This is a genomic window from Luteibacter anthropi (assembly GCF_011759365.1).
Lineage (GTDB): Bacteria > Pseudomonadota > Gammaproteobacteria > Xanthomonadales > Rhodanobacteraceae > Luteibacter > Luteibacter anthropi.
Map to the genome: position 1 here is coordinate 1 of NZ_JAARLZ010000019.1, position 20646 is coordinate 20646.

Genomic DNA, 20646 nt, shown 5'->3' on the forward strand with positions numbered 1-20646 from the left:
AGCTAACTGGGTCATGGATGCCCAATGGCTACCAGACGGAAATCGTGCAGGGCAACAGAAAGACGATTCATGTCTACACATCAAGCCACGCAGAGAAGGAGGAAACCACGGTCACCGATGAAAAGCACATTTTCATCTCTCATCCGGATCATGAGTTACTCATTCCAAAAAGAAAATCATCAATTAGCTTAAAAACATATCGCCACATACGAAAGGAAGCCGCTGAGAACTACGTAAAAGCAAAAACCGACGAGGAGAAATTTGAGGCATTAGCCGACGAGAAAACGACGCATGCATCCATCTCGTACATCCGCTTTATAGACGGAAGATCATCATTAAAACTGGATGTATCGTCACGAACAGCTTATGCCTATGCATCCTCCGACCCTGAGTTTGACGATGCCAATCCCACGAAAGAAATAGGCGTGTTCGCGACGCCCACAGAGAATGACTTCACGTCGCTTTATTTTGGAAGAATGGATCCGGAAAAAGATTCATCGTTGCCTAAGAATTTCTTCTCCAAGCCAGGCGAACAAGACGACCCATCCTCACTGCAGGCAGGCATGGTCATTCCACCGACGCTCGCACAAGGATTTATCAAAACGATCGACAATCGCCAGACCATCGTAGCGATGATCGAAGAAGATGAATCATGCATCACCTATTGGAAGGACTATAACTATCACAACATCACCGGATTGAACCGAAAGAAAATAGAAACCACCAAACAAGCCTGCGGACCGATGCTCGACGCCACGCTCATCCAGAAAATTACATGGTGGGAGGACGACGACTTCCGGAAGGGCCTGAAGAAAAGCATCACTCAAGGCAACAACGATGCAGACGATGATGGTAACGAAAACATCGTCGCCGGCACCGGAACGTCTCTGGCATTCGCCTACGAACTCAACGACGACCAGACCGAGCTGACCACGACGACGACGGAAACGCGCAGCGGAATCTCTCGCACCACCAGAGAAACCGTCAGCACGCTCAGCGGCCGGCTCATCGAACACGTCGATGCCGATAACAACAAGGCAACTTATGCCTACGATGCCCATGGCCGGCTCGTCACCCACGTCGTCTGCGCACAGAGCCCCACCTACGCAGAAACCACCACCTATGCCTACCCGTCGCCGGGCCGCGTCGAAATCACCGATCCCGACGGCCAGAAGCACGCCAGCGAACACGATGGCGGCGACCAGCCCATCCTTGAACAGGTATGGCACGCTGACACCTCGGCGTGGCGCAACGTCAAGACCATCACGTACGACGCGCTCGGGCGCGAATCTGTCGTCAGGGAATTCGACTATCTGGCCGACGGCACCGCTCTGCAGAGCGCCTGCACGACCGAGTACGACGACTGGGGTGAGGCCTGCCGCCATACCTACAGCGATGGTCGCAAGGAGTTTAACGAATACGACCCCATCGCCCGCGTCCGCGAGGAATGGTCAGGCACCGCCAGCGACAAACAACGCAAGCGCACCACCTATAACCTTAACGGCTCGGTGGCCAAGGTCGAATCCGTCGACACCAACGGTGATGTCACATGCACCGATACGTATACCTATCGTGAGAACGGCTGGCTCCTGGAGCTGTCCCGTGTGACGCCTCACGGCACGCATACCACCACCTATCGCTACGACGCCATCGGCCGGGTGACCAGGGAAGCCCACAAGGAGGGCGGCAGCACCTATGCCTATGACTACGAATACCCCACCGACTGGCTCATCAACGAACCCACCAAACGGACCGTGACCTGGGACAGCACCACCCGAACCCTGGGCGAACGCACCTTCGACACCTGGGGACGCTGCACGACCCTCACCCGTGCCGGGATTACGGAGACCTATACCTACAGCGGCGCCACGCCTGCTCCCGCCACCAGGACACATGGTGACGGTACCTCGCTGACCTACACGACCCTCCCTGAGATGGGGCATCAGCTGGCATCCCTCAGGCAGGGCACGCTGTCGCAATCCTTCAGCTACCTGCATGGCAGCACCCGTACCTCCTCGGCCACCGAAGGCGCGGCCAAGGTCGACTGCGAGCACGACATCAACGAACGGATCATCAAACAGACGACCACCGTACGCACTGGCGTCACACGCACCGTGGAGCGCAGCTACACCTCGGCTGGACGCCTGCTCTCGGACAACGACGGTGGCGGGCATGCCGCAAGCTATACCTACAACACCCAGGGACAGCGCGTGACCACCACCGCCGGTGACGTCACCACCACGCATGCCTACGATGCCCAGGGGCGCCTGGCAAGCGACACCATCGTCCGTGGCGCCGATACCGTTACCGTGACTTATACCTATGACAGCGAGGGCAAGGAAACCCGCCGGCGTTTCCTGAAAAGTGGTGCCGGTGGCTTTGACTACACGCTGACGCACAGCTATTTCGGCGATGATCGCATCGACAGCGTGGAGTGGCAGGACGGCAGCACCAGCAAGGGCAAGCGCAGCTACACCTACACCGCGTCCGGCTGCATCAAGTCGTGCCGCTATACCGGCGATTGGCAGCCGCGGACACCGGCTGACAAGACGATCAGCCAGCAAGACTTCACCGTCGATGGCCTGGGCAACGTCACCGCCTGCACGACCACCTTCGATGGCGGGAGCTGCACCAGCCGCTACACGTACGATACGACCAGCGGCTGCAAGCTGACCGGCGTCACCCACGACCATGCCGACTACCCGGCCGCGAAAGTGCCGGTTTACGACACGAACGGCCGGGTCACCAGGGACATCACCGGCAGGACCTACACCTACGACTGGCTGGGCCGGCTGACCCAGGCCGGGTCGCGGTATTACACCTACACCCCGTTGAACGGCCTGTCGGCCACCGGCCAGGGTAACGCCGAGCATCATCTGGTCTACGACGGCACCAACCTGCGCAGTGAGCTGAAGCCAGACAACGATGGTCGCTGGCTGGCGCCCGGCAGCGCAGGGTGCACCGTGCAGACCGTCAAGCGCTCAGGTGTGCTGCGTATCCTGTTCGAGCTGCGCGATATCGACGGCACCGTGCTGCTGACCTTCGATGCCACGGCGAAAACACCGAAGTACCACACCTATACCGCCTGGGGGGCGCACAGCTCCACCGAGACCGATTCGTTGCTGGGCTTCAAGGGCGAGTACCGCGACCCCCTCAACGACCAGTATCCGCTGGGCTGCGGCTATCGCTCGTACCACCCCGATGGCATGCAGTTCGGCGTACCCGATGACTGGAGCCCCTTCGGCGATGGCGGCCCACAGTCCCACGGCTGCTTCGATGGCGATCCGGCGAATATGGCCGATCCGAGCGGGCACATGGCGGTGGGATCGGGCGCGATGAACCGCGGGCTTCGCAGGATATGGGGTGACACTCTCCCCGGGCCCTTGGGCATGGGCAAAGAAGGAGGGATCTTCAGTGCCGTGCTGTGGAGTGTGCTTGGCATCATGACGGCTGCTATCACAGGAGGCGCATCACTCCTGCTGACCGCGGCATTGGTGGGACTGGCCGTCGTAGCCGCCGCCACATCCATTGCCGCGGTGATCATCCAGGATACGAATCCCGAATTGGCCGCCATACTGGGCTGGGTGTCCTTCGCAACCACCATTGCTGGCGGCGTGGGCTTTCTTGGCATGAAGATCGCCGGACTGACGATCAAGCTGGCCCGGTCGGGCTATCAGCTCGCGAGGAAACTGATCGAAAAGGGGGCGCAGGGAGCGCAATGGCTTGCCAGGCAGGGACGCGATGCGTTGTCACGCATCAGGGGCCAGGCGTTTCGTTCACCAGGAACGGTACTTACACCAAAAGCGAGCTATGCCAACCAGATGCTTGGTGATCCCCTTCCCCGTGGAAAGCTGCCGTCCGTGTGGGGCGACCTGAAAGACAAGGTGGCGGACTTAACCTTCGATAGTATCCATGGCACCTGGGGTGAGCATCTGAGTGGTTTTGTGAACCTGGGCGATGTCAATACCGTGGTATGCACGGTGACCGGAGCCATCGGTAACGCCGATGCCGCACATTCGGACATGGGTGGCTACTTCAACAGCTTGACCAATAACATGACCTGGGCGCCCTGGGGTAATTGGACTGCCCCGAGAAGCGCGTCCAACTCCTCATTCCTGGGCAGAACGATTGGCCGTGGCCTCAGGTTCCGGTGAGAGGAGACAGAACGCCACATCGGAGGTTGACGCGCAGGCTGAGTGTTGCCGGGCCACAGCCACTGACGTCTGCTCTGTAGGAATGCGCCTTGCCCGCCGGGTATTGCGAGATATTCGAACGATTTCGCTTACGTAAGAAAACGCCCCGTGAGGACGGGGCGTTTTCTTTGCTCGGAACGAGGCGATTATTTGCTACGTGGACGCTTTGCCGTGTGCTTTGTGGCAGGTGCCTTGCGTACCGCTGTCTTCTTCGCGGTTACCTTTTTTGCAGCAGCTTTCTTTGCCACCGCCACTCGGGACGACGCTACCGTCTTCTTGCCTGCACGCTTTTTCGTAGTGCGCGGCTTGCTCGCGGCGGGTGTGGATACCGTAGGCGTAGCCGATTCTGCTTTCTGCCGTGATGACTTGCGCCCCGCCGGTTCCGTGGAGGAATTCAGCGGTCGCCACGAACGGCCGCCCATCGCCAGAAGGGTATCCGACGACGCCGGACCCGCACTGCCCGAGGCGTAGTTCGGGAAATCGGCCGGGGTGCGCTGGGCCCAGTCATCCAGCACCGGCTGCACGGCGCGCCAGCAGGCTTCCACCATGTCGGCGCGCTGGAACAGCGTGGCGTCGCCAGTCATGCAATCGTAGAGCAGCGTTTCGTAACCCACGGCCGGCTCGGCGCGGAACCAGTCGGCGTATTTGAAATCCATGCGCACGGGTGCCAGCTCCACGCGCGGGCCCGGACGCTTCACGTCGAACTGCAACGAGATGCCTTCGTCCGGCTGGATCTGCAACACCAGCCAGTCGGGGCCGAATGCATCCATGCCCGTGCTGCGGAACGGGGCGAACGGCGCCGACTTGAAGCGGATGGCGATTTCGGTAGTGCGGCGACCCATGTGCTTGCCGGTGCGCAGGTAGAACGGAACGCCGGACCAGCGCCAGGTATCGATGGACACCTTCATGGCCACGAAGGTCTCGGTGACCGAGTCCGGCGCCACGTCGGGTTCGTCGCGGTAGGCGCGGGCGAGCTGGCCGTTCACCGCGCCGGGACCGTACTGGCCCCGGATGGCGTCTTCGGGAAGGATCGGACGGATCGCTTCGATGGTTTCGGCCTTGCGCGTGCGCACGGCCTCGGCATCGAACGAGGTCGGCGGCTCCATCGCCACCATGGCCAGCAGCTGGAACAAGTGATTGGGCACCATGTCGCGCATGGCGCCGGTCTGCTCGTAGAACGAGCCGCGACGCTCCACGCCCACGGTTTCGGCCACGGTGATCTGCACGTGGTCGATGCGATCGCGGTTCCAGATGGGTTCGAACAGGCCGTTCGCAAAACGGAAGGCCATGATGTTCTGCACCGTTTCCTTGCCGAGGAAGTGATCGATGCGGTAGATCTGGTCTTCGCGCAGCACCTTGAGGATGCGCTCGTTCAGCGCACGCGCCGAATCGAGGTCGTGGCCGAAGGGCTTCTCGATGATCACGCGACGCCAGAAGCCGCCTTCGTGGCTTTCGTCTTTCACAAGGTCAGCATCGCGCAGGCGTTCGATCACGTCACCGAAGAAGCGCTCCGGCGTGGCGAGATAGAACAGCACGTTACCCTTGGTACCACGCTTGCGATCGATCTCGCGCAGGCGCGTGGCGAGGCTCTGGAAGGCCGAGGCGTCGTCGAAGTCGCCGGCGTGGTAGGTCATCTGCGCACTGAGCCAGTCCCAGGCGTCTTCGTCGAGCTTGCCGCCGCCGTTGCCGACGTAGCGCTCAAGCGCCGTGTGCAGGTTCTTGCGCCAGGCGTTGTCGCTCATCTTGCCGTGGTTGAAACCGACGACGGCGAAGTTATCCGACAGCAGGCCGGTGCGGCGCATGTTGTACAGCGCGGGCATCACGAGGCGGCTGGTGAGGTCGCCGGCCGCGCCGAAGATCACGACGGTACACGGATCGGCCGGATGAGCCCGCGAGCTGACTCGCTTCGGTTGGGCTTGGCTCATGCACTGACTCCTTGGGGAATGGTGGACTCGGGGGTGGAATGGACATCCGCCGTTGCACTGCTGCCACGCGCCAGGCTATAGGCCGCGTTGACCAGCGCGACATGCGAAAAGGCCTGCGGGAAGTTGCCCAGCAGACGCTTCGAATGCGGATCGTACTCCTCCGCGAGCAATCCGAGGTCGTTCGCAAGGCCGGCCAGCCGCGAAAACAGCTCGCGCGCCTCGTCCATGCGGCCCTGCTGCACGTAGTTTTCCACCAGCCAGAAGCTGCACGGTAGGAACTGGCCCTCGCCCGGCGGCAGGCCATCCACGCCGCTGCGGGTGTCGTAGCGGAGCACGAAGCCGTCTACCAGAAGATCCTGTTCCACGGCTTTCACCGTGGCGACGATGCGCGGGTCGTCCGGCGGCAGGAAATCGGTGAGGGTGACCAGCAGCAGGCTCGCGTCCATCTCCGTCGAGCCATAGGCCTGGGTAAAGCAGCCGCGTGCCGGATCGATGCCCTTGGCGAGGATATCGGCCTTGATCTCGTCGGCAATGGTCTGCCAGCGCTTCGCGTAGCGCGGATCGCGGCCGCTGAAGTCCTGCTCGGCTGCCCGCTGGAAGGCCAGCCATGCCATCACCTTGGAATGCACGAAGTGCTGGGATTCGCCGCGGATCTCCCAGATACCTTCGTCGGGCTGGCGCCAGATGCTGGCCAGGTGGTCGAGGAAAACAGCCTGTACTTCGTCAGAATCCGATTCGAACTCCACGCCGTGCTTCACGGCATGCGAGAACGCGCCGACCAGCTCGCCGAAGATATCGAGCTGGAACTGTGCCGAGGCCGCATTGCCAACCCGCACAGGGCGCGAGCCTTCGTAACCTGCAAGCCAGGGCAGTTCGTACTCTTCCAGGCGACGCTCGCCAGCGATGCCGTAGAGCACCTGCAGCTGGTCGGGCGAACCGGCCACCGCACGGCGTACCCAGTCACGCCAGGCGGATGCTTCCTCGTGATAGCCCGCGTTGACCAGGGCGGACAGCACGAAGGTGGCGTCGCGCGCCCAGCAGTAGCGGTAATCCCAGTTGCGCTCGCCACCCAGCTGCTCGGGCAGCGACGTGGTGGGTGCGGCAACGATGCCGCCGGTGGGCAGGTAGCTCAGGCCTTTAAGCACCACCAGCGAGCGACGCACGATGTCGTTCCACTCACCGACGTCGACGCAGCGGCCGGACCACTCTTCCCAGTAGGTGATGGAGCGTTCCAGGGCCTCCAGCGCATCGGGGGTTTCCGGGGGCGGCAGATGGGAGGGCCCCCAGGCCAGCACGAAGGGCACGCGTTCCCCGGCCGATACGGCGAAGCGGGCGATGCTGTGCATGCCCTCGCCTTCCACCGCCACAGGGCTGCGTACCACGATGAGATCGGGGCCGGCCACGGCGGTGAGGGTCTGGTCATCCACACGGCGTACCCAGGGCACCGCGTTGCCGTAGTCGAAACGCAAGGTAAAGATGGACTGGAAGTCCACCCGGCCTTCGAGACCCTCGACGATGCGGGTCACGCCGACCTGGTCGCCCGCGAAGGGCATGAAGTCGGTCACCTTCGCCCTGCCGGTGGCCGTCTGCCATTCGGTTTCCAGCACCAGGCTGCCGTCGTTGTACTGCCGGATGCAGGTGGCATCGGGGTCGGAAGGGGCCAGTTTCCAGTAGCCGTTCTGTCTGTCACCGAGCAGTGCGGCGAAGCAGGCGGCCGAGTCGAATCGCGGCAGGCACAACCAGTCGATCGAGCCGTCGCGGGATACCAGGGCCGCGCTCCGGCAGTTGCCGATCATCGCGTAATCTTCGATCCGGGAAGCCATCGTGTCCTCGTTTTATCGAAAGCCAACCTCTCAAAGTTAGCGATCAGGACGTTAGGACGACGTGTCGACCCCTGTAGGAGCGCGCCTTGCGCGCGACCGGTTGAAACGATTCACGCATCGCTTCGAACGGTCGCGCGCAAGGCGCGCTCCTACAGGGTTAGTGGGAGGACGGCGCGGGCCTGGGGCCCTTGGCCGCCTCGAACATGCTGTGCGCCAGTTCTTCCTCGCCGTACAGCACCTCGCTGGCACCCAGGCCCGAGAGATGGGATACGCATTCCTGCGAGTGGGCGCGGGCGACGATGGGCAGGTCGGGACGCAGCGCACGGGCGGCACGCACGATCTGGCCGCCTTCGAAGGGATCGGGTACCGCCACGATCAGCGCGCGTGCGCCGGACAGGTTGGCTTCGGCCAGCACCGGGGCCGAGGCCGCGTTGCCGATGACCACCTGTGCACGCGTGTCGTCGCGCAAGCCGCGCACGGCATCCTCGTCGGTTTCGATGACCAGGATCGGCGTACCGGCAGATGCCAGTTCGGTAAACACGCGGCGCCCCACCCGGCCGAAGCCCACCAGCACGGTGTGCCCCTTTACGTCCGGATGCTCGTCCGGTGCATCGGCGTCGTTCTTCGCCACCCATTTGTCGAGCGCCACGAACAGCAGCGGATTGACCAGGATCGAGACGATGGCGGCTGCCAGCAACACGTCGCGCGCCTGTTCGCTCAGCAGACCCTGCGATACGCCCAGGCTGGCGAGGATGAAGGAGAACTCGCCGATCTGCGCGAGGCTGGTGGCAATGGTGAGCGCGGTCTTCGGCGGACGGCCGAACGCACGCACGATGGCATAGGCCGCGACCGACTTGCCGAAGATGATGATCAGGCAGGCCGCGAGCACGATCCACGGATGCTCGATGAGCACATGCGGGTTGAACAGCATGCCGATGGACACGAAGAACAGCACCGCGAAGGCGTCACGCAACGGTAATGTTTCTTCCGCTGCCTGCTGGGACAGCTTGGACTCGCCCATCATCATGCCGGCGAAGAACGCGCCCAGCTCGAAGGACACGTCGAATAGCTTCGCCGCCCCGAAGGCCACCCCCAGTGCGATGGCGAGCACGGCCAGGCGGAACAGTTCGCGCGAGCCGGTGGCCGACACGGCCTGCAAGGTCCAGGGGATGAGCCGCTTGCCCACGATGAGCATCACGGCAACGAACAGCACGACCTTGCCGATCGTCCAGGCCACGGTGCCCAGCAGGGCCGCGGTAGTGGGTGCTTCCGCACCGTTCTCCGCGCCAAGGAAACCACCGATGGCCGGCAGCAGCACCAGCGCCAGCACCATCGCGAGGTCTTCCACGATGAGCCAGCCCACGGCGATGCGGCCGCGGTCGGTATCGAGCAGGCGACGTTCCTCCATGGCCCTCAGCAGCACGACGGTGCTGGCCACGGACAGCGCCAGGCCGAAGACGAAGCCCTGGGCCATGGGCCAGCCCAGCGACCAGCCAAGCAGCATGCCCAGGCCGGTGGCCACACCCATCTGCACGGCGGCGCCGGGGATGGAGATGGCCTTGACCGAGAGGAGGTCTTTCAACGAGAAGTGCAGGCCCACGCCGAACATCAGCAGGATGACGCCGAGGTCGGCGAGTTCCTGGGCGATATGGGCATCGGCGACATAGCCGGGAGTGAACGGGCCGGCGACTACGCCGGCCAGCAGGTAGCCGGCCAGCACGGGCAGGCGTAACCGGTTCGCGATGGCACCGAAGAAAAAGGCGAGGACGAGACCACCGACAATGGTGGCAATGAGTGGCGTGGCGTCGTGCATGGGCGGCTCCCTGAGTCGTCGTTGGCCGCCACCGGGAAGTGACGGCATGCACCCTCGTCATCGTCACGTCGGACAGGCGAACGTATCGATTGGGGCTAACCCCGAAGGTTTGGGGACGGCACGGCTTCGATGCAAGCGTCGCTGACGATTTTTTTCAGGCGTGGCGCGGAGTTGAGAATAACCTCAACACAGAATGACGTACATCAGACCACTACCGGTGGAGATGCAGAAACGACCATCGAAGGAATGTAGGAGCGGGCCTCGCCCGCGACCCCTGTAGGCCATCTACGGCGAATGAGGCATTGCATCGAACGGGGCGAGCGGTTCGGTCGCCGTCATGGAGGTGAGGCACATTTGAAACGATGACGGCCCCCGGTCGCGCGCGAGGCGCGCTCCTACAGGGGGCAATGGCCTATTCCGCGTGGGTCAGTACGGCCAGGAAATCCTTGCCGTAGCGCTTGAGTTTGTTCTCTCCGACACCGCTGATCGAGCCCAGTTCGTCTTCGTCCTGGGGTAGCGAGCGCAGCATCGCCAGGAGGGTGGCGTCGTGGAAAATGACGTAGGCGGGCACGCCGTGCTGCTTTGCCAGTTCGGCGCGTACGCGGCGCAGTTCGTTCCACAGCGGCATCTCGATTTCCTCGATGCCCAACGAGGCGCCGGAGACGGCCGGTGAGGATTTGGCAGTGCGCCGGCCGCGCGTCGGGCGTGCGTCCTCGCGCAGCCATACCTTGCGCTCGCTCTTCAGCACTGGCCCGCTCTGCGATGACAGCCGCAGCGTACCGTAGCCTTCCGGGTCGGCCTCGATGAGGCCGGCGGCCAATAGCTGGCGGAACACGGAGCGCCATTGCGTGGCATCCATGTCGGCGCCGACACCGAAGGTGCTGATCTTGTCGTGACCCATGTCACGCACGCGCTCGCCAGCCTCGCCACGCAGGATCTCGATGAGGTGCCCTGCCCCGTAACGCTGGCCACTGCGGTAGATGCAGGACAACGCCTTCTGCGCCGCCACCGTGGCATCCCAGGTCTTCGGCGGCACCAGGCAGTTATCGCAGTTGCCGCAGGGCTCCGGATAGATTTCGCCGAAGGCTTCCAGCAAGAGCTGGCGACGGCAGCGCGTGGCTTCGGCGTAACCCAGCAGCGCATCGAGCTTCAGCCGCTCGATGCGCTTGCGGTCGTCGCCTGACTCGGACTGCGAGATCATCTGGCTCATCGTCACGACGTCGCCCAGGCCGTAGACCATCCATGCCTCGGCGGCGAGGCCGTCGCGGCCGGCGCGGCCGGTTTCCTGGTAATAGCCCTCCATGCTGCGCGGCAGGTCGAGGTGCGCCACGAAGCGCACGTCGGGTTTGTCGATGCCCATGCCGAAGGCCACCGTCGCCACCATCACGATGGCGTCCTCGCGCAGGAAGCGCTGCTGGTGGCGCATGCGTGTGTCGGCGTCGAGGCCGGCATGGTACGGCAGCGATTCCACCCCGGCCTCGGACAGCCACGCGGCCGTTTCGTCCACCTTGCGGCGGCTGAGGCAGTAGATGATGCCTGCCTCGCCGCGGTGTGCATCGAGGAAATCGAGCAACTGGCGACGGCCGTTTTCGCGAGGTGCCACGCGATAGCGGATGTTCGGTCGGTCGAAACTGGAAACGAAGCGCCGTGCCTGCTGAAGGCCCAGGCGCTCGGCGATTTCCTCACGCGTGCGCTCGTCCGCCGTGGCGGTGAGCGCGATGCGCGGTACTTCGGGGAAGCGCTCGTGCAGGATGGTGAGCTGGCGGTATTCGGGCCGGAAGTCGTGACCCCACTGCGAGACGCAGTGGGCTTCGTCGATGGCGAACAGGGCGATGGGGATGCGGTCGAGCAGCGCCAGGAAGCGGCCGGTGAGCAGGCGCTCGGGCGCGACGTAGAGCATGTCCAGTTCGCCGGCGACGAGCAGGTCTTCGATCTCGCGCTGGGTGACGGCATCGAGGCTGGAGTTGAGATAGCGCGCCTTGACGCCGGCTTCCAGCAGGGCGTCTACCTGATCCTGCATCAGGGCGATGAGCGGCGACACGACGATGCCGGTGCCGTATCGCATGAGTGCGGGTATCTGGAAGCACAGCGACTTGCCGCCGCCGGTGGGCATCAGGACGAGAGCGTCGCCGCCCGCGGCGACCTCCTCGACGATGGCCTGCTGCTGGCCGCGGAACGCGGGATAACCGAATACGGTGTTGAGAAGGTCGAGAGCCTGGGACTGCATCCGCGAATGCTAGCAAACCCCGCCCCTGCTCAACCGCCCGGCCAGCCCCAGATCGCGCGATCCAGATCGTGATCCAGGCCGAAGGCACTCATCGGCACGCGGCCGTCCTTCACCGTGACGCCCTCGGCCTTCAGCCGCTTGCATTGTTCGCGATAACTCCGCGTGCCTGCTGGAATACCGATCTTGCCATCGGCACGAAGCACGCGGTGCCAGGGCAGGTCCGGGCGATTGGGCGCATCGCCCAGCACCCGCCCGATCAGGCGGGCACGGCCGGGGTAGCCGGCGCGGGCGGCGATGGCGCCATAGCTGGCGACGCGCCCACGCGGAATGGCGGCCACGGCCTGGAGGATGCGGCTGGCACGCAGCTCGCGGGCTTCGTCGTCGTCGAGTTCGTCGGTCATGGGCGTGGCGTGCATGCGGGGGAAACATCCGGGAGCGTACCATCGGATTCCCGAACGACGGACCCCAAGGCCATGCGTCACTTCGAGGCGATCCGCTCCCATATCGGCGGGCTGCACAAGCTGCGCCAGAACGAGCCCTATGTCATCAGCTTCGACCTGCAACTGCGGGGTGGAAGGCATCAGGGCATCTATCTTGCCGAGTTGGAGGACGATGACGGGCGGCGGTATGTGCGGCTGTCTACGCCGATCGGGCCGCTGGCCGGGGTGGATGCGCGGCGCTGCCTGCGGTTCAACTGGGAGCAGCGCACGGGGTTTCTGGCCGAGGCGGATCTCGATGGGTCGCCGTATCTGCATCTGTGCGAGAACCGGCCGTATGACTCGCTGGACGAGCGGGAGCTGGCACGGTTGATCCAGGTGCTGGGGTATACGGGGGATCAGCTGGAGCAGGTGGTCAATGGGGAGGCGGATGCGCTGTAGGCATCGCGGACGCGGTCTGCTCCTACGCCTTCGGTAGGAGATTCATTGGCGGAGACGGTCGCGCGCGAGGCGCGCTCCTACATGGGGCCGGTGGCCTTGGCGACTGATGGTCGCGCGCAGGCGCGCTCCTACATGGGGATGATGGCCTTGGCGACTGATGGTCGCGCGCAGGCGCGCTCCTACATGGGGATGATGGCCTTGGCGACTGATGGTCGCGCGCAAGCGCGCTCCTACACAAGTCGCCTTGTAGGAGCGCGCCTCGCGCGCGACCGGACCGAAGCGGCGTTTGCACGTGAATCAGACACGGCGGTAAAGCCGCAACCTCGGAAAGCGCCTTGTGCGCGACCGGTTCTGGCCGCGACTCAGAAGAACAACCGCCCCAGCTTCACCAGCCCGTAGCCGATGGCCGCCGTGATCGGCAGCGTGAGGATCCACGCCCAGACCATGCGCTCCACCACCGACCAGCGGATGGCGTTCAGGCGCTTGGCCGCGCCCACGCCCATGATCGAGGCCGATACGTTATGCGTGGTGGATACCGGCACGCCCAGCATCGAGGCGGTGAGGATCACGGCCGCCGAGCTGCCTTCGGCCGCAAAGCCATTGATGGGATGCAATTTCACCATCTTGTGGCCCAGCGTCTTGATGATGCGCCAGCCGCCACCGGCCGTGCCGGCCGCCATCGTGAGCGCGCAGACCACCTTCACCCAGATCGGGATCGGGAAACCACCAGCGGCAGCCGGATCGTGCGGAATACGCAGGAAGTCGAGGAACACCGGCAGGTGGTCGAACTGCCCCGCCGCCGTGGCGCCGGCCAGGGCCAGCGCGATGATGCCCATGCTCTTCTGCGCGTCGTTCATGCCGTGCGACAGCCCCATGGCGCTGGCGGAGAGGATCTGCGCCTTGCCGAAGAAGCTGTTCACGAAGGGCGTACGACCCAGTCGATGCAGGAAACCCTTGCGGCTGGAAAAGAAGCCCAGCAGCGCATACAGGCCGCCCATGATGAGAAAGCCGATCACGAAGCCGAGGAAGGGCGAGACGATCATCGGCACGATGACCTTGGGCAGCACGCCCTTGCCCAGCCACCAGTGCGCCCCGCCCTGCCACCAGATGATCGAGTGGACATTGCCTTCGGACGCCGCCAGCGCGGCGCCGCACAGGCCACCGACCAGCGCATGGCTGGAACTGGACGGCAGGCCCATCCACCAGGTGATGAGGTTCCAGATGGTGGCGCCCAGCAGCGCGCTGATCAGCAGGTGCGAGCCGACATCCACCACGCCGGTGTCGATGAGGCCCGAGGCGATAGTGGCGGCCACGGCCGTGCCCCACAGGGCGCCGGCAAGATTGGTGACGGCGGCCAGCAGGACGGCCTGACCGGGCGTGAGTACCTTGGTGGCGACCACGGTGGCGATGGAGTTCGCCGTGTCGTGGAAACCATTGATGTACGTGAACGCGAGGGCGATCAGGACGACCGCGATAACCATGCTCATGAGACGGCCGCCGTCAGGAGTTCTTGAGCACGATGGAATAGACGACGTTGCCGACGTCGCGACACTTGTCGACCGCCTTCTCCACCAGCTCGAAGAGATCCTTGGCGAGCACGGCGCGGATCGGGTCGGAGCCTTCGGCGTAGAGCGTGCGATAAGGATCGAGCAGCAGGCGGTCGGCCTCGGACTCCAGGGCCTGGAGCTGGTCGCGCAGTTTCTTTACCGGATCGATCTTCAGGCCGTGGCGCAGTTGGCCGATCATGGCCACCACGACGTCGGCCGAGCGCTCCAGCAGCACCGCGCGCTGGCTGAAGTCGATACCCTGGAGGCGTTCGGCCACGATGACGTAGCGCTCGGCGAACTTTTCGATGGTCTTGGGGATCTTGTACAGCGCCGAGTTCAGGGCTTCGATGTCTTCGCGGTCGAGCGCGGTGACGAAGGTGTTGACCAGTTCCTCGCCGATCTGGCCGTGCAGGGCCTTCTCGCGGGCCCGGGCCGTGCTGAAGGCGGCCATCACGGGCGTACGGTCGGTCTGGGTCACCAGTTCGCGCATGGCCTTGGCGCTCTCGCGGGCGGCTTCGGCACTGGCCTCGAGCAGGCCATAGAACTTGTCGCCCTTACCGAAGATCGTCTGGAGTGAAAACATGGGGTTGCCTGAAGGGACATGGGAAAATATGACGACTATGTTACCGGACACCTTCGTGCGACCGCAGCATCCCGCCCACACCCCGGGTCTGGTATAAGGCCCGCGCATGCTCACCGAACTCCTGCTGGTATTGCTCCTGTCCCTCGGCAACGGGTTCTTCGCCCTGTCCGAGATGTCCGTGGTCGCCTCGCGCAAGAGCCGCCTGAAGCAGCTGGCCCGCGACAGCCGGCGCGCCCGGGTGGCCCTGCAACTTGCCGAATCGCCCGAACGGTTCCTCTCGACCGTGCAGATCGGCATGACCCTGATCATCCTGGTCACCGGCGCCCTGGCGGGCGACCAGCTGGCCGAGCACTTCGCCGAGCTGATCCACGGCGACGGCCCCGCTTGGCTGGAGCCCTATATGCGGGTGCTGGGCTGGCTGGCCGGTTTCCTGCTGATGTCGCTGGTGCAGATCGTCGTCGGCGAGCTGGTGCCCAAGCGGGCGGCCCTGACCGCGCCGGAGCGCATCGCCTGCCAGATCGCCGTGCCCATGCTGGTGATCTCGCGGATCGTGCTGCCCATGGTGTGGCTGCTGAACCACCTGTCCACCGCCATCCTGCGTGTCATGCGACTGCACCGGCACAGCTCGTCGGCGGCCACGGAAGAGGAAATCCGCCTGCTGGTGGCCGAGAGCGCCGAGCAAGGCATCCTCGACAGCGACGAGCGCAACATGGTCAATCGCGTGCTGCGCCTGGGCGACCGCACCGTGGGCTCGGTCATGACCCCACGCAAGAAGATCGCCTGGCTGGATATCGGCCTGTCCCGCGAGGACAACCTGGAAATCCTGCGCGCCACGCCGTATTCGCGCTACCCCGTGTATCGCAACGATGAGAGCGAGGTGGTGGGCACGGTCGAGGTCAAATCACTGATCCGCTCGCTGGAACGCGGCGAGGTAGACCTGTTTGCCCATATCGCCCGCCCCCTGTTCGTCCCGGCCACGGCGCGTGCGCTCGACCTGCTGGAATCCTTCCGTGACGCCGACACCCAGCTGGCGCTGGCCGTGGACGAGTACGGCGACATCGAGGGGCTGGTCACCCTCAACGACCTGCTCTCGGCCGTGGTGGGCGCCACCGCGCCAGGGGCGGACGACACCGACCAGGACGGCCCGATCATCCGCCGCGACGACGGCAGCTGGCTCATCGACGGCGTCCTGCCCGCCGACGACCTGCGCGAACTGCTTCAGCTGGATCGCCTGCCGAACGAGGACGAGCACGACTTCCGCACGGTGGCCGGCATGATGACCACGCAATTCGGTCATATCCCCCGGGCGGGCGAAGCCTTCGACTGGCAGGGGCATCGCTTCGAGGTGATGGACATGGATGGCGCGCGCATCGACAAGCTGCTGGTCAGCCCGGCCACCCCCACCCCGGACCCGGAAGCCCTGTAGGAGCGCGCCTGCGCGCGACCGGGTGGAACGAAAAACCTGATATTTCCCGCACACTCGGTCGCGCGCGAGGCGCGCTCCTACAGGGACGCCCGCGCCCGGAGCCGTCGTTCCAGCGAAAGCTGGAACCCAGCGCGGTGCAATAGGTTGTCGCCATAGGGCTACCTACGCAAAAAGCCGATGCAGCGCCCCTGCCTCACTGCCAAACCGGGGCGCTGGGTTCCTGTTTTCACAGGAACGACGAGTAGGCAGGTGACGTCACCATGGAGGTCTCAGTCGCCCTTTTCCGCCATGTAGGTAGGTGGCCTCACCGTGGATATCTACGTCGCCCTTTTCCGCCATGTAGGTGGGTGGCCTCACCGTGGATATCTCAGTCGCCCTTCTTCGCCATGCCAGCCATGCGCTGAGCGTCGGCCAAAATGCCGTGCAGGATGCGTAGCTCGCGCAATTCGGGGCGTGCGCGCAGGAACAGCTTGCGCAGCTTCAGCATGATGGTGGTGGGCGAGCGGCCCTTGTGGAACTCGATGTCGTCGAGCGTCTCGGCCAGGTGGGTGAAGAAGCGCTCCACCTGCTCCGCGTCGGCCGGTACCTCGTCAGGGTCGAGGGCGACCTCCGGGACCTTGGCTTCCTCGGCCACCAGGGCCATGCGGATCTCATAGGCCACCACCTGCACGGCCTGCGACAGGTTCAGCGAGCTGAAGTCGTCCACGCTGGGAATGCGCACCATGGCATGGCAGCGCGACAGCTCGTCGTTCTCCAGGCCGGTGCGCTCGTTGCCGAAGACCAGGGCCACCTGTTCGCCACGGCGGGCGGCGGCAATGGCCTGGGCAGCGCCCTCGCGCGGGTCCAGCTCGGGCAGGTTCACCCCACGGCGGCGGGCGGAGAGACCCAGGGCGAAGGTGGTGCCGGCCAGGCCGGAGACCAGGTCCTCGTGGATGGCCGCGTTCGCCAGCACGTCGTCGGCACCGGCCGCCAGGGCCGTGGCTTCCGGGTCGGGGAAGCGGTGCGGAGCGACCAGGGTCATCCTGTCGAAGCCCATGGTGCGGATGGCGCGGGCCGCCGAGCCGATGTTGCCCGAATGGGACGTCCGGACAAGGACGAAGCGAAGACGGTCGTGCAATTCGGACAGGGCCATGCGGACAAAGGGCTGCTAAGGACGGGTCGGAAAGTCTACACCGCCCCTCGGCTTGGGCCTCACGGCTGCCGGTGGTAAACTTCCCGGTCGTTGCGGCTTAAGACCGCATCCCTGTTCTTTTGCCAAGCCGATCCCCATGCCAAGACCCGCCGTCAACGTCGCGGCGCGCGCCGCGCGCTCCGCAGGAAACATCATCCTGCGCTACATGAACCGCATCGAGGGCCTTTCGGTCGTCGAAAAGCAGCGGATGGACTTCGCGTCCGAGGTTGATCGCCTCGCCGAAGCCGAGATCGTCAAGGAACTCCGCCGCGCCTACCCCACCCACGCCATCCTGGGCGAGGAGTCGGGCCAGATCGGCAAGGGACCGCTCACCTGGGTCATCGACCCGCTGGACGGCACGCACAATTACCTGCGCGGCATCCCCCACTTCTGCGTCTCCATCGCGCTGCTCGACAAGGGCGAGCCGGTGTATGGCGTGGTCTTCGATCCGCTGCGCGACGAGCTGTTCACCGCCAGCAAGGGCGACGGCGCCTACCTCAACGACCGCCGCATCCGCGTCGGCCGTCGTGACGGCATCGCCGGTGCCTTGCTCGCCACGGGCTATCCCTACCGCGTGCGCAACCACATCGAGTCGCAGCTGGCCATGACCAGCGCCCTGCTCCGTGAGGCCGAGGACATCCGCCGCATGGGTTCGGCCGCGCTGGATCTCGCCTACGTGGCCGCCGGCCGTATGGACGGCTTCTTCGAGCCGGGCCTCAACGTGTGGGACATCGCCGCGGGTGCGTTGCTGGTAGCCGAGGCAGGTGGTGTCTACAACGACTTCGCCGGTCGCAAGGGCCTGCCGGAAAGCGGCAACATCATCGCCGCGAACCACAAGGTGGCGCTTGCGATGACCGAAGTGGTGGGTGCCAATGCCACGCCGCGCCTGTTGGGTGTGTCGGACTGATTCGCTATACCGGTCGCGCGCGAGGCGCGCTCCTACAAGAGCACGGTGCCTTGCGCGCGCACGATACCCTGTAGGAGCGCGCCTCGCGCGCGACAAGCCAACGAAGCCCTGACGCCGCAAGGCTCATCGCTCACGCTAGCGTATCGTGCGTGGGGCGTATTTTCTGGGGTTTACCGTGTCACCCGGTCGCGCGCAGGCGCGCTCCTACATGGCCTTGAGCAGGTTGCGCAGGAAGGGCACGGTGACGCGGCGCTGTGCCGCCAGGGTGGCGCGGTCGAGCGTGTCGAGAAGATCCAGCAGGGCGCCAAGATCACGCGCGTGATGCGAGAACAGCCAGTCGAGCACGGTGTCGTCCAGCTCGATGCCACGGCCCCGCGCATGCTCGCGCAGCACGTGGCGACGTTCGGCGTCGTCCAGCGGCTTCAGCGTGAGCTGGGTGAGCGAACCCAGGCGCGAACGCAGGTCGGGCAAGGCAATGCCCAGCGACACCGGCGGACCGCTCGCTGCGAACAGCAGTGTGCAGCCTTCCGCGCGATAACTATTGAAGGTGTCGAACAGCGCGTGCTCGGCATCGGCATCGCCTGCCACGGCTTCCAGATCGTCGATCGCCAGCACGTCGCTGCCCGCCAACCCCCGGATGGCTTCCGCGCGCGAACCGCGAAGGGCTGACAACGGCAGGTATTGCACGGTACGGCCCGCATCGATCGCTGCCTGGCAGGTGGCGATGAGCAGGTGGGTGCGACCGCTCCCCAGCGAACCACTCAGGAAGACCCACGGCGCATCGGCAGACACCGAGGCTGCGCGCAGGGCTTCGACCGCGGCGGCATTGCCCACGGGATGGAAATGCTCGAAGCGCTGGCGGCGTGGCCAGCGCAAGGCGAGCGGGAGTTGCTGACTCGTCATGAATTTCCGTCGTCGGGAAGCATCGGACGAGGACGCCGGGCATTGACCGTGACGTCCACATCCACATCGACATCCACCTTCGCCGGCTCGGGATCGGGCTGGGCAGCCGGCTCCGTGTAGAGATCGCTCTCACGGTAACGGGCGAAGACGTAGCGCAACAATACCACTACCACCGACGCGGCCGGCAGGGCCAGCAACACGCCGAGGAAGCCGAACAGGTGACCGCCTGCCAGCACGGCGAAGATCACCGCCACCGGATGCAGGCCGATCTTGCCGCCGACCAGCCGGGGCACCAGCACGTAGCCTTCCAGCAGCTGGCCCACGGTGAATACCACCGCCACCAGGATCACGTGCAGCCAGTCACCGTACTGCACGAGGCCGGCGATCATCGCGGCCACGAAGCCGATCATGAAACCGAGGTAAGGCACGAAGCTGAGCAGGCCCGCGATCATGCCGATCAGTGGGCCGATGGAAATGCCTACAGCGGTGAGCGCGATGCCATAGAACACACCCAGCGCCAGCATCACCAGCAACTGGCCGCGGACGAAGGCGCCAAGCACCTGGTCCGATTCGCGCGACAGGCGAACCACGGTGGGTTCGATCGAGCGCGGCAGCAGGCGCTGGATGTGCGCGATCATCGTGTCCCAGTCACGCAGCAGGTAGAACGCCACGACCGGGATCAGCACGAGATTGGCCATCCAGGTGATGATGCCCATGCCCGACTGCGTGACCTTGGCCACCGTGCGGGCGGCGATGCTGCCGATGGAGCCCATATGCTCGCGAATGGCGGCCAGCACCTTGTCGGCATTGAACGTATCCGGCTCCAGGTGCAGGCGCTGCTGGATCCACGGCAACGCCGTGCCACGCACCCATTCGATGTAATGCGGCAGGTTTTCCGAGAGGTTTTCCACCTGGTGCGAAATCAGCGGCACCAGCAGGATCAGCACGCCGATGAAGATCACGATGATCACGGTGAACACGATGCTCACCGCCCAGGCGCGGCCCATGCCCAGGCGTTGCAGGCGATCGGCCAGCGGGTCGCCCAGGTAGGCGAGCATGCCCGCGATGGCGAAGGGCATCAGCACCGGTGCCAGCAGCCAGATCACGAAAACGATGACGGCGGTGAGGCCCAGCATCTGCCAGCGGCGCGAGTTGTCGTGAGTCATGCGTGTCCTGGATGGGCATGGGAGCAAACCGCCATGGTCCGGTGGCGGAAGTGACGGCATTGTCGCGGATCGTGCCCCCTTCGG

At 64.7% G+C, this 20646-nt stretch carries 14 protein-coding genes; 4 read left to right on the forward strand and 10 right to left on the reverse strand.

Annotated features, from left to right (window positions below; all coding sequences use genetic code 11):
* Positions 1-17 precede the first annotated feature (17 nt).
* A complete protein-coding gene (locus HBF25_RS21795; RefSeq protein ID WP_166952933.1) occupies positions 18-4154 on the forward strand; it encodes an RHS repeat-associated core domain-containing protein in 4137 nt (1378 codons plus the stop codon).
* Between the two features lie 185 nt (positions 4155-4339).
* Here HBF25_RS21795 and zwf read toward each other — a convergent pair whose 3' ends face one another.
* From zwf to HBF25_RS21820, 5 genes are all read right to left on the reverse strand, one after another.
* On the reverse strand, positions 4340-6118 hold the full coding sequence (gene zwf / locus HBF25_RS21800) for a glucose-6-phosphate dehydrogenase (RefSeq protein WP_166952936.1): 1779 nt from the start codon (positions 6116-6118) through the stop codon (positions 4340-4342).
* Positions 6115-7941, reverse strand: coding sequence for a glycoside hydrolase family 15 protein (locus HBF25_RS21805; protein ID WP_166952939.1), 1827 nt, complete (start codon positions 7939-7941; stop codon positions 6115-6117). Before HBF25_RS21805 ends, zwf begins: the two co-directional genes overlap by 4 nt.
* A gap of 157 nt (positions 7942-8098) precedes the next feature.
* Positions 8099-9754 carry a cation:proton antiporter domain-containing protein gene (locus tag HBF25_RS21810; protein WP_166952943.1) on the reverse strand — a complete coding sequence of 552 codons (1656 nt, stop codon included), beginning with the start codon at positions 9752-9754 and terminating at the stop codon, positions 8099-8101.
* Between the two features lie 412 nt (positions 9755-10166).
* Positions 10167-11981, reverse strand: coding sequence for a DNA helicase RecQ (recQ, locus tag HBF25_RS21815; RefSeq protein WP_166952946.1), 1815 nt, complete (start codon positions 11979-11981; stop codon positions 10167-10169).
* Between the two features lie 29 nt (positions 11982-12010).
* Positions 12011-12397, reverse strand: a complete 387-nt coding sequence (locus HBF25_RS21820) for an MGMT family protein (RefSeq protein WP_208392725.1) — start codon at positions 12395-12397, stop codon at positions 12011-12013.
* Between the two features lie 57 nt (positions 12398-12454).
* Between HBF25_RS21820 and HBF25_RS21825 the strand changes: the two genes are divergently transcribed.
* The gene (locus HBF25_RS21825; protein WP_166952949.1) at positions 12455-12859 is read left to right on the forward strand and encodes a hypothetical protein; all 405 of its coding nucleotides are present in this window, start codon (positions 12455-12457) and stop codon (positions 12857-12859) included.
* A 362-nt stretch (positions 12860-13221) separates the two neighbouring features.
* Here the strand turns inward: HBF25_RS21825 and HBF25_RS21830 are convergent, their stop codons facing one another.
* Positions 13222-14346 (reverse strand): inorganic phosphate transporter, encoded by a 1125-nt coding sequence (locus HBF25_RS21830; protein ID WP_166952952.1) that lies wholly within the window; start codon positions 14344-14346, stop codon positions 13222-13224.
* A gap of 13 nt (positions 14347-14359) precedes the next feature.
* Complete coding sequence (locus HBF25_RS21835; RefSeq protein WP_166952955.1) at positions 14360-14989, reverse strand: DUF47 domain-containing protein; 630 nt, start codon at positions 14987-14989, stop codon at positions 14360-14362.
* Positions 14990-15095: 106 nt separating this feature from the next.
* On the opposite strand from HBF25_RS21835, the gene HBF25_RS21840 reads away from it, so the two are divergent.
* Positions 15096-16415, forward strand: a complete 1320-nt coding sequence (locus tag HBF25_RS21840) for a hemolysin family protein (protein ID WP_166952958.1) — start codon at positions 15096-15098, stop codon at positions 16413-16415.
* A 367-nt stretch (positions 16416-16782) separates the two neighbouring features.
* Here the strand turns inward: HBF25_RS21840 and HBF25_RS21845 are convergent, their stop codons facing one another.
* Complete coding sequence (locus tag HBF25_RS21845) at positions 16783-17547, reverse strand: RNA methyltransferase (RefSeq protein ID WP_166952961.1); 765 nt, start codon at positions 17545-17547, stop codon at positions 16783-16785.
* 136 nt (positions 17548-17683) lie between these two features.
* Between HBF25_RS21845 and HBF25_RS21850 the strand changes: the two genes are divergently transcribed.
* Complete coding sequence (locus HBF25_RS21850) at positions 17684-18493, forward strand: inositol monophosphatase family protein (protein WP_166952964.1); 810 nt, start codon at positions 17684-17686, stop codon at positions 18491-18493.
* A 204-nt stretch (positions 18494-18697) separates the two neighbouring features.
* Here the strand turns inward: HBF25_RS21850 and hda are convergent, their stop codons facing one another.
* Positions 18698-19396 carry a DnaA regulatory inactivator Hda gene (gene hda, locus HBF25_RS21855; protein WP_166952967.1) on the reverse strand — a complete coding sequence of 233 codons (699 nt, stop codon included), beginning with the start codon at positions 19394-19396 and terminating at the stop codon, positions 18698-18700.
* Positions 19393-20562 (reverse strand): AI-2E family transporter, encoded by a 1170-nt coding sequence (locus tag HBF25_RS21860; protein WP_166952970.1) that lies wholly within the window; start codon positions 20560-20562, stop codon positions 19393-19395. Before HBF25_RS21860 ends, hda begins: the two co-directional genes overlap by 4 nt.
* Positions 20563-20646: the final 84 nt, after the last annotated feature.

Excerpts from the sequence above, each read along its gene's own strand:
- HBF25_RS21795 (WP_166952933.1), top strand. The coding sequence starts at position 18 with ATGCCCAATGGCTACCAGACGGAAATCGTGCAGGGCAACAGAAAGACG.
- zwf (WP_166952936.1), bottom strand. The coding sequence starts at position 6,118 with ATGAGCCAAGCCCAACCGAAGCGAGTCAGCTCGCGGGCTCATCCGGCC.
- HBF25_RS21805 (WP_166952939.1), bottom strand. The coding sequence starts at position 7,941 with ATGGCTTCCCGGATCGAAGATTACGCGATGATCGGCAACTGCCGGAGC.
- HBF25_RS21810 (WP_166952943.1), bottom strand. The coding sequence starts at position 9,754 with ATGCACGACGCCACGCCACTCATTGCCACCATTGTCGGTGGTCTCGTC.
- recQ (WP_166952946.1), bottom strand. The coding sequence starts at position 11,981 with ATGCAGTCCCAGGCTCTCGACCTTCTCAACACCGTATTCGGTTATCCC.
- HBF25_RS21820 (WP_208392725.1), bottom strand. The coding sequence starts at position 12,397 with ATGCACGCCACGCCCATGACCGACGAACTCGACGACGACGAAGCCCGC.
- HBF25_RS21825 (WP_166952949.1), top strand. The coding sequence starts at position 12,455 with ATGCGTCACTTCGAGGCGATCCGCTCCCATATCGGCGGGCTGCACAAG.
- HBF25_RS21830 (WP_166952952.1), bottom strand. The coding sequence starts at position 14,346 with ATGAGCATGGTTATCGCGGTCGTCCTGATCGCCCTCGCGTTCACGTAC.
- HBF25_RS21835 (WP_166952955.1), bottom strand. The coding sequence starts at position 14,989 with ATGTTTTCACTCCAGACGATCTTCGGTAAGGGCGACAAGTTCTATGGC.
- HBF25_RS21840 (WP_166952958.1), top strand. The coding sequence starts at position 15,096 with ATGCTCACCGAACTCCTGCTGGTATTGCTCCTGTCCCTCGGCAACGGG.
- HBF25_RS21845 (WP_166952961.1), bottom strand. The coding sequence starts at position 17,547 with ATGGCCCTGTCCGAATTGCACGACCGTCTTCGCTTCGTCCTTGTCCGG.
- HBF25_RS21850 (WP_166952964.1), top strand. The coding sequence starts at position 17,684 with ATGCCAAGACCCGCCGTCAACGTCGCGGCGCGCGCCGCGCGCTCCGCA.
- hda (WP_166952967.1), bottom strand. The coding sequence starts at position 19,396 with ATGACGAGTCAGCAACTCCCGCTCGCCTTGCGCTGGCCACGCCGCCAG.
- HBF25_RS21860 (WP_166952970.1), bottom strand. The coding sequence starts at position 20,562 with ATGACTCACGACAACTCGCGCCGCTGGCAGATGCTGGGCCTCACCGCC.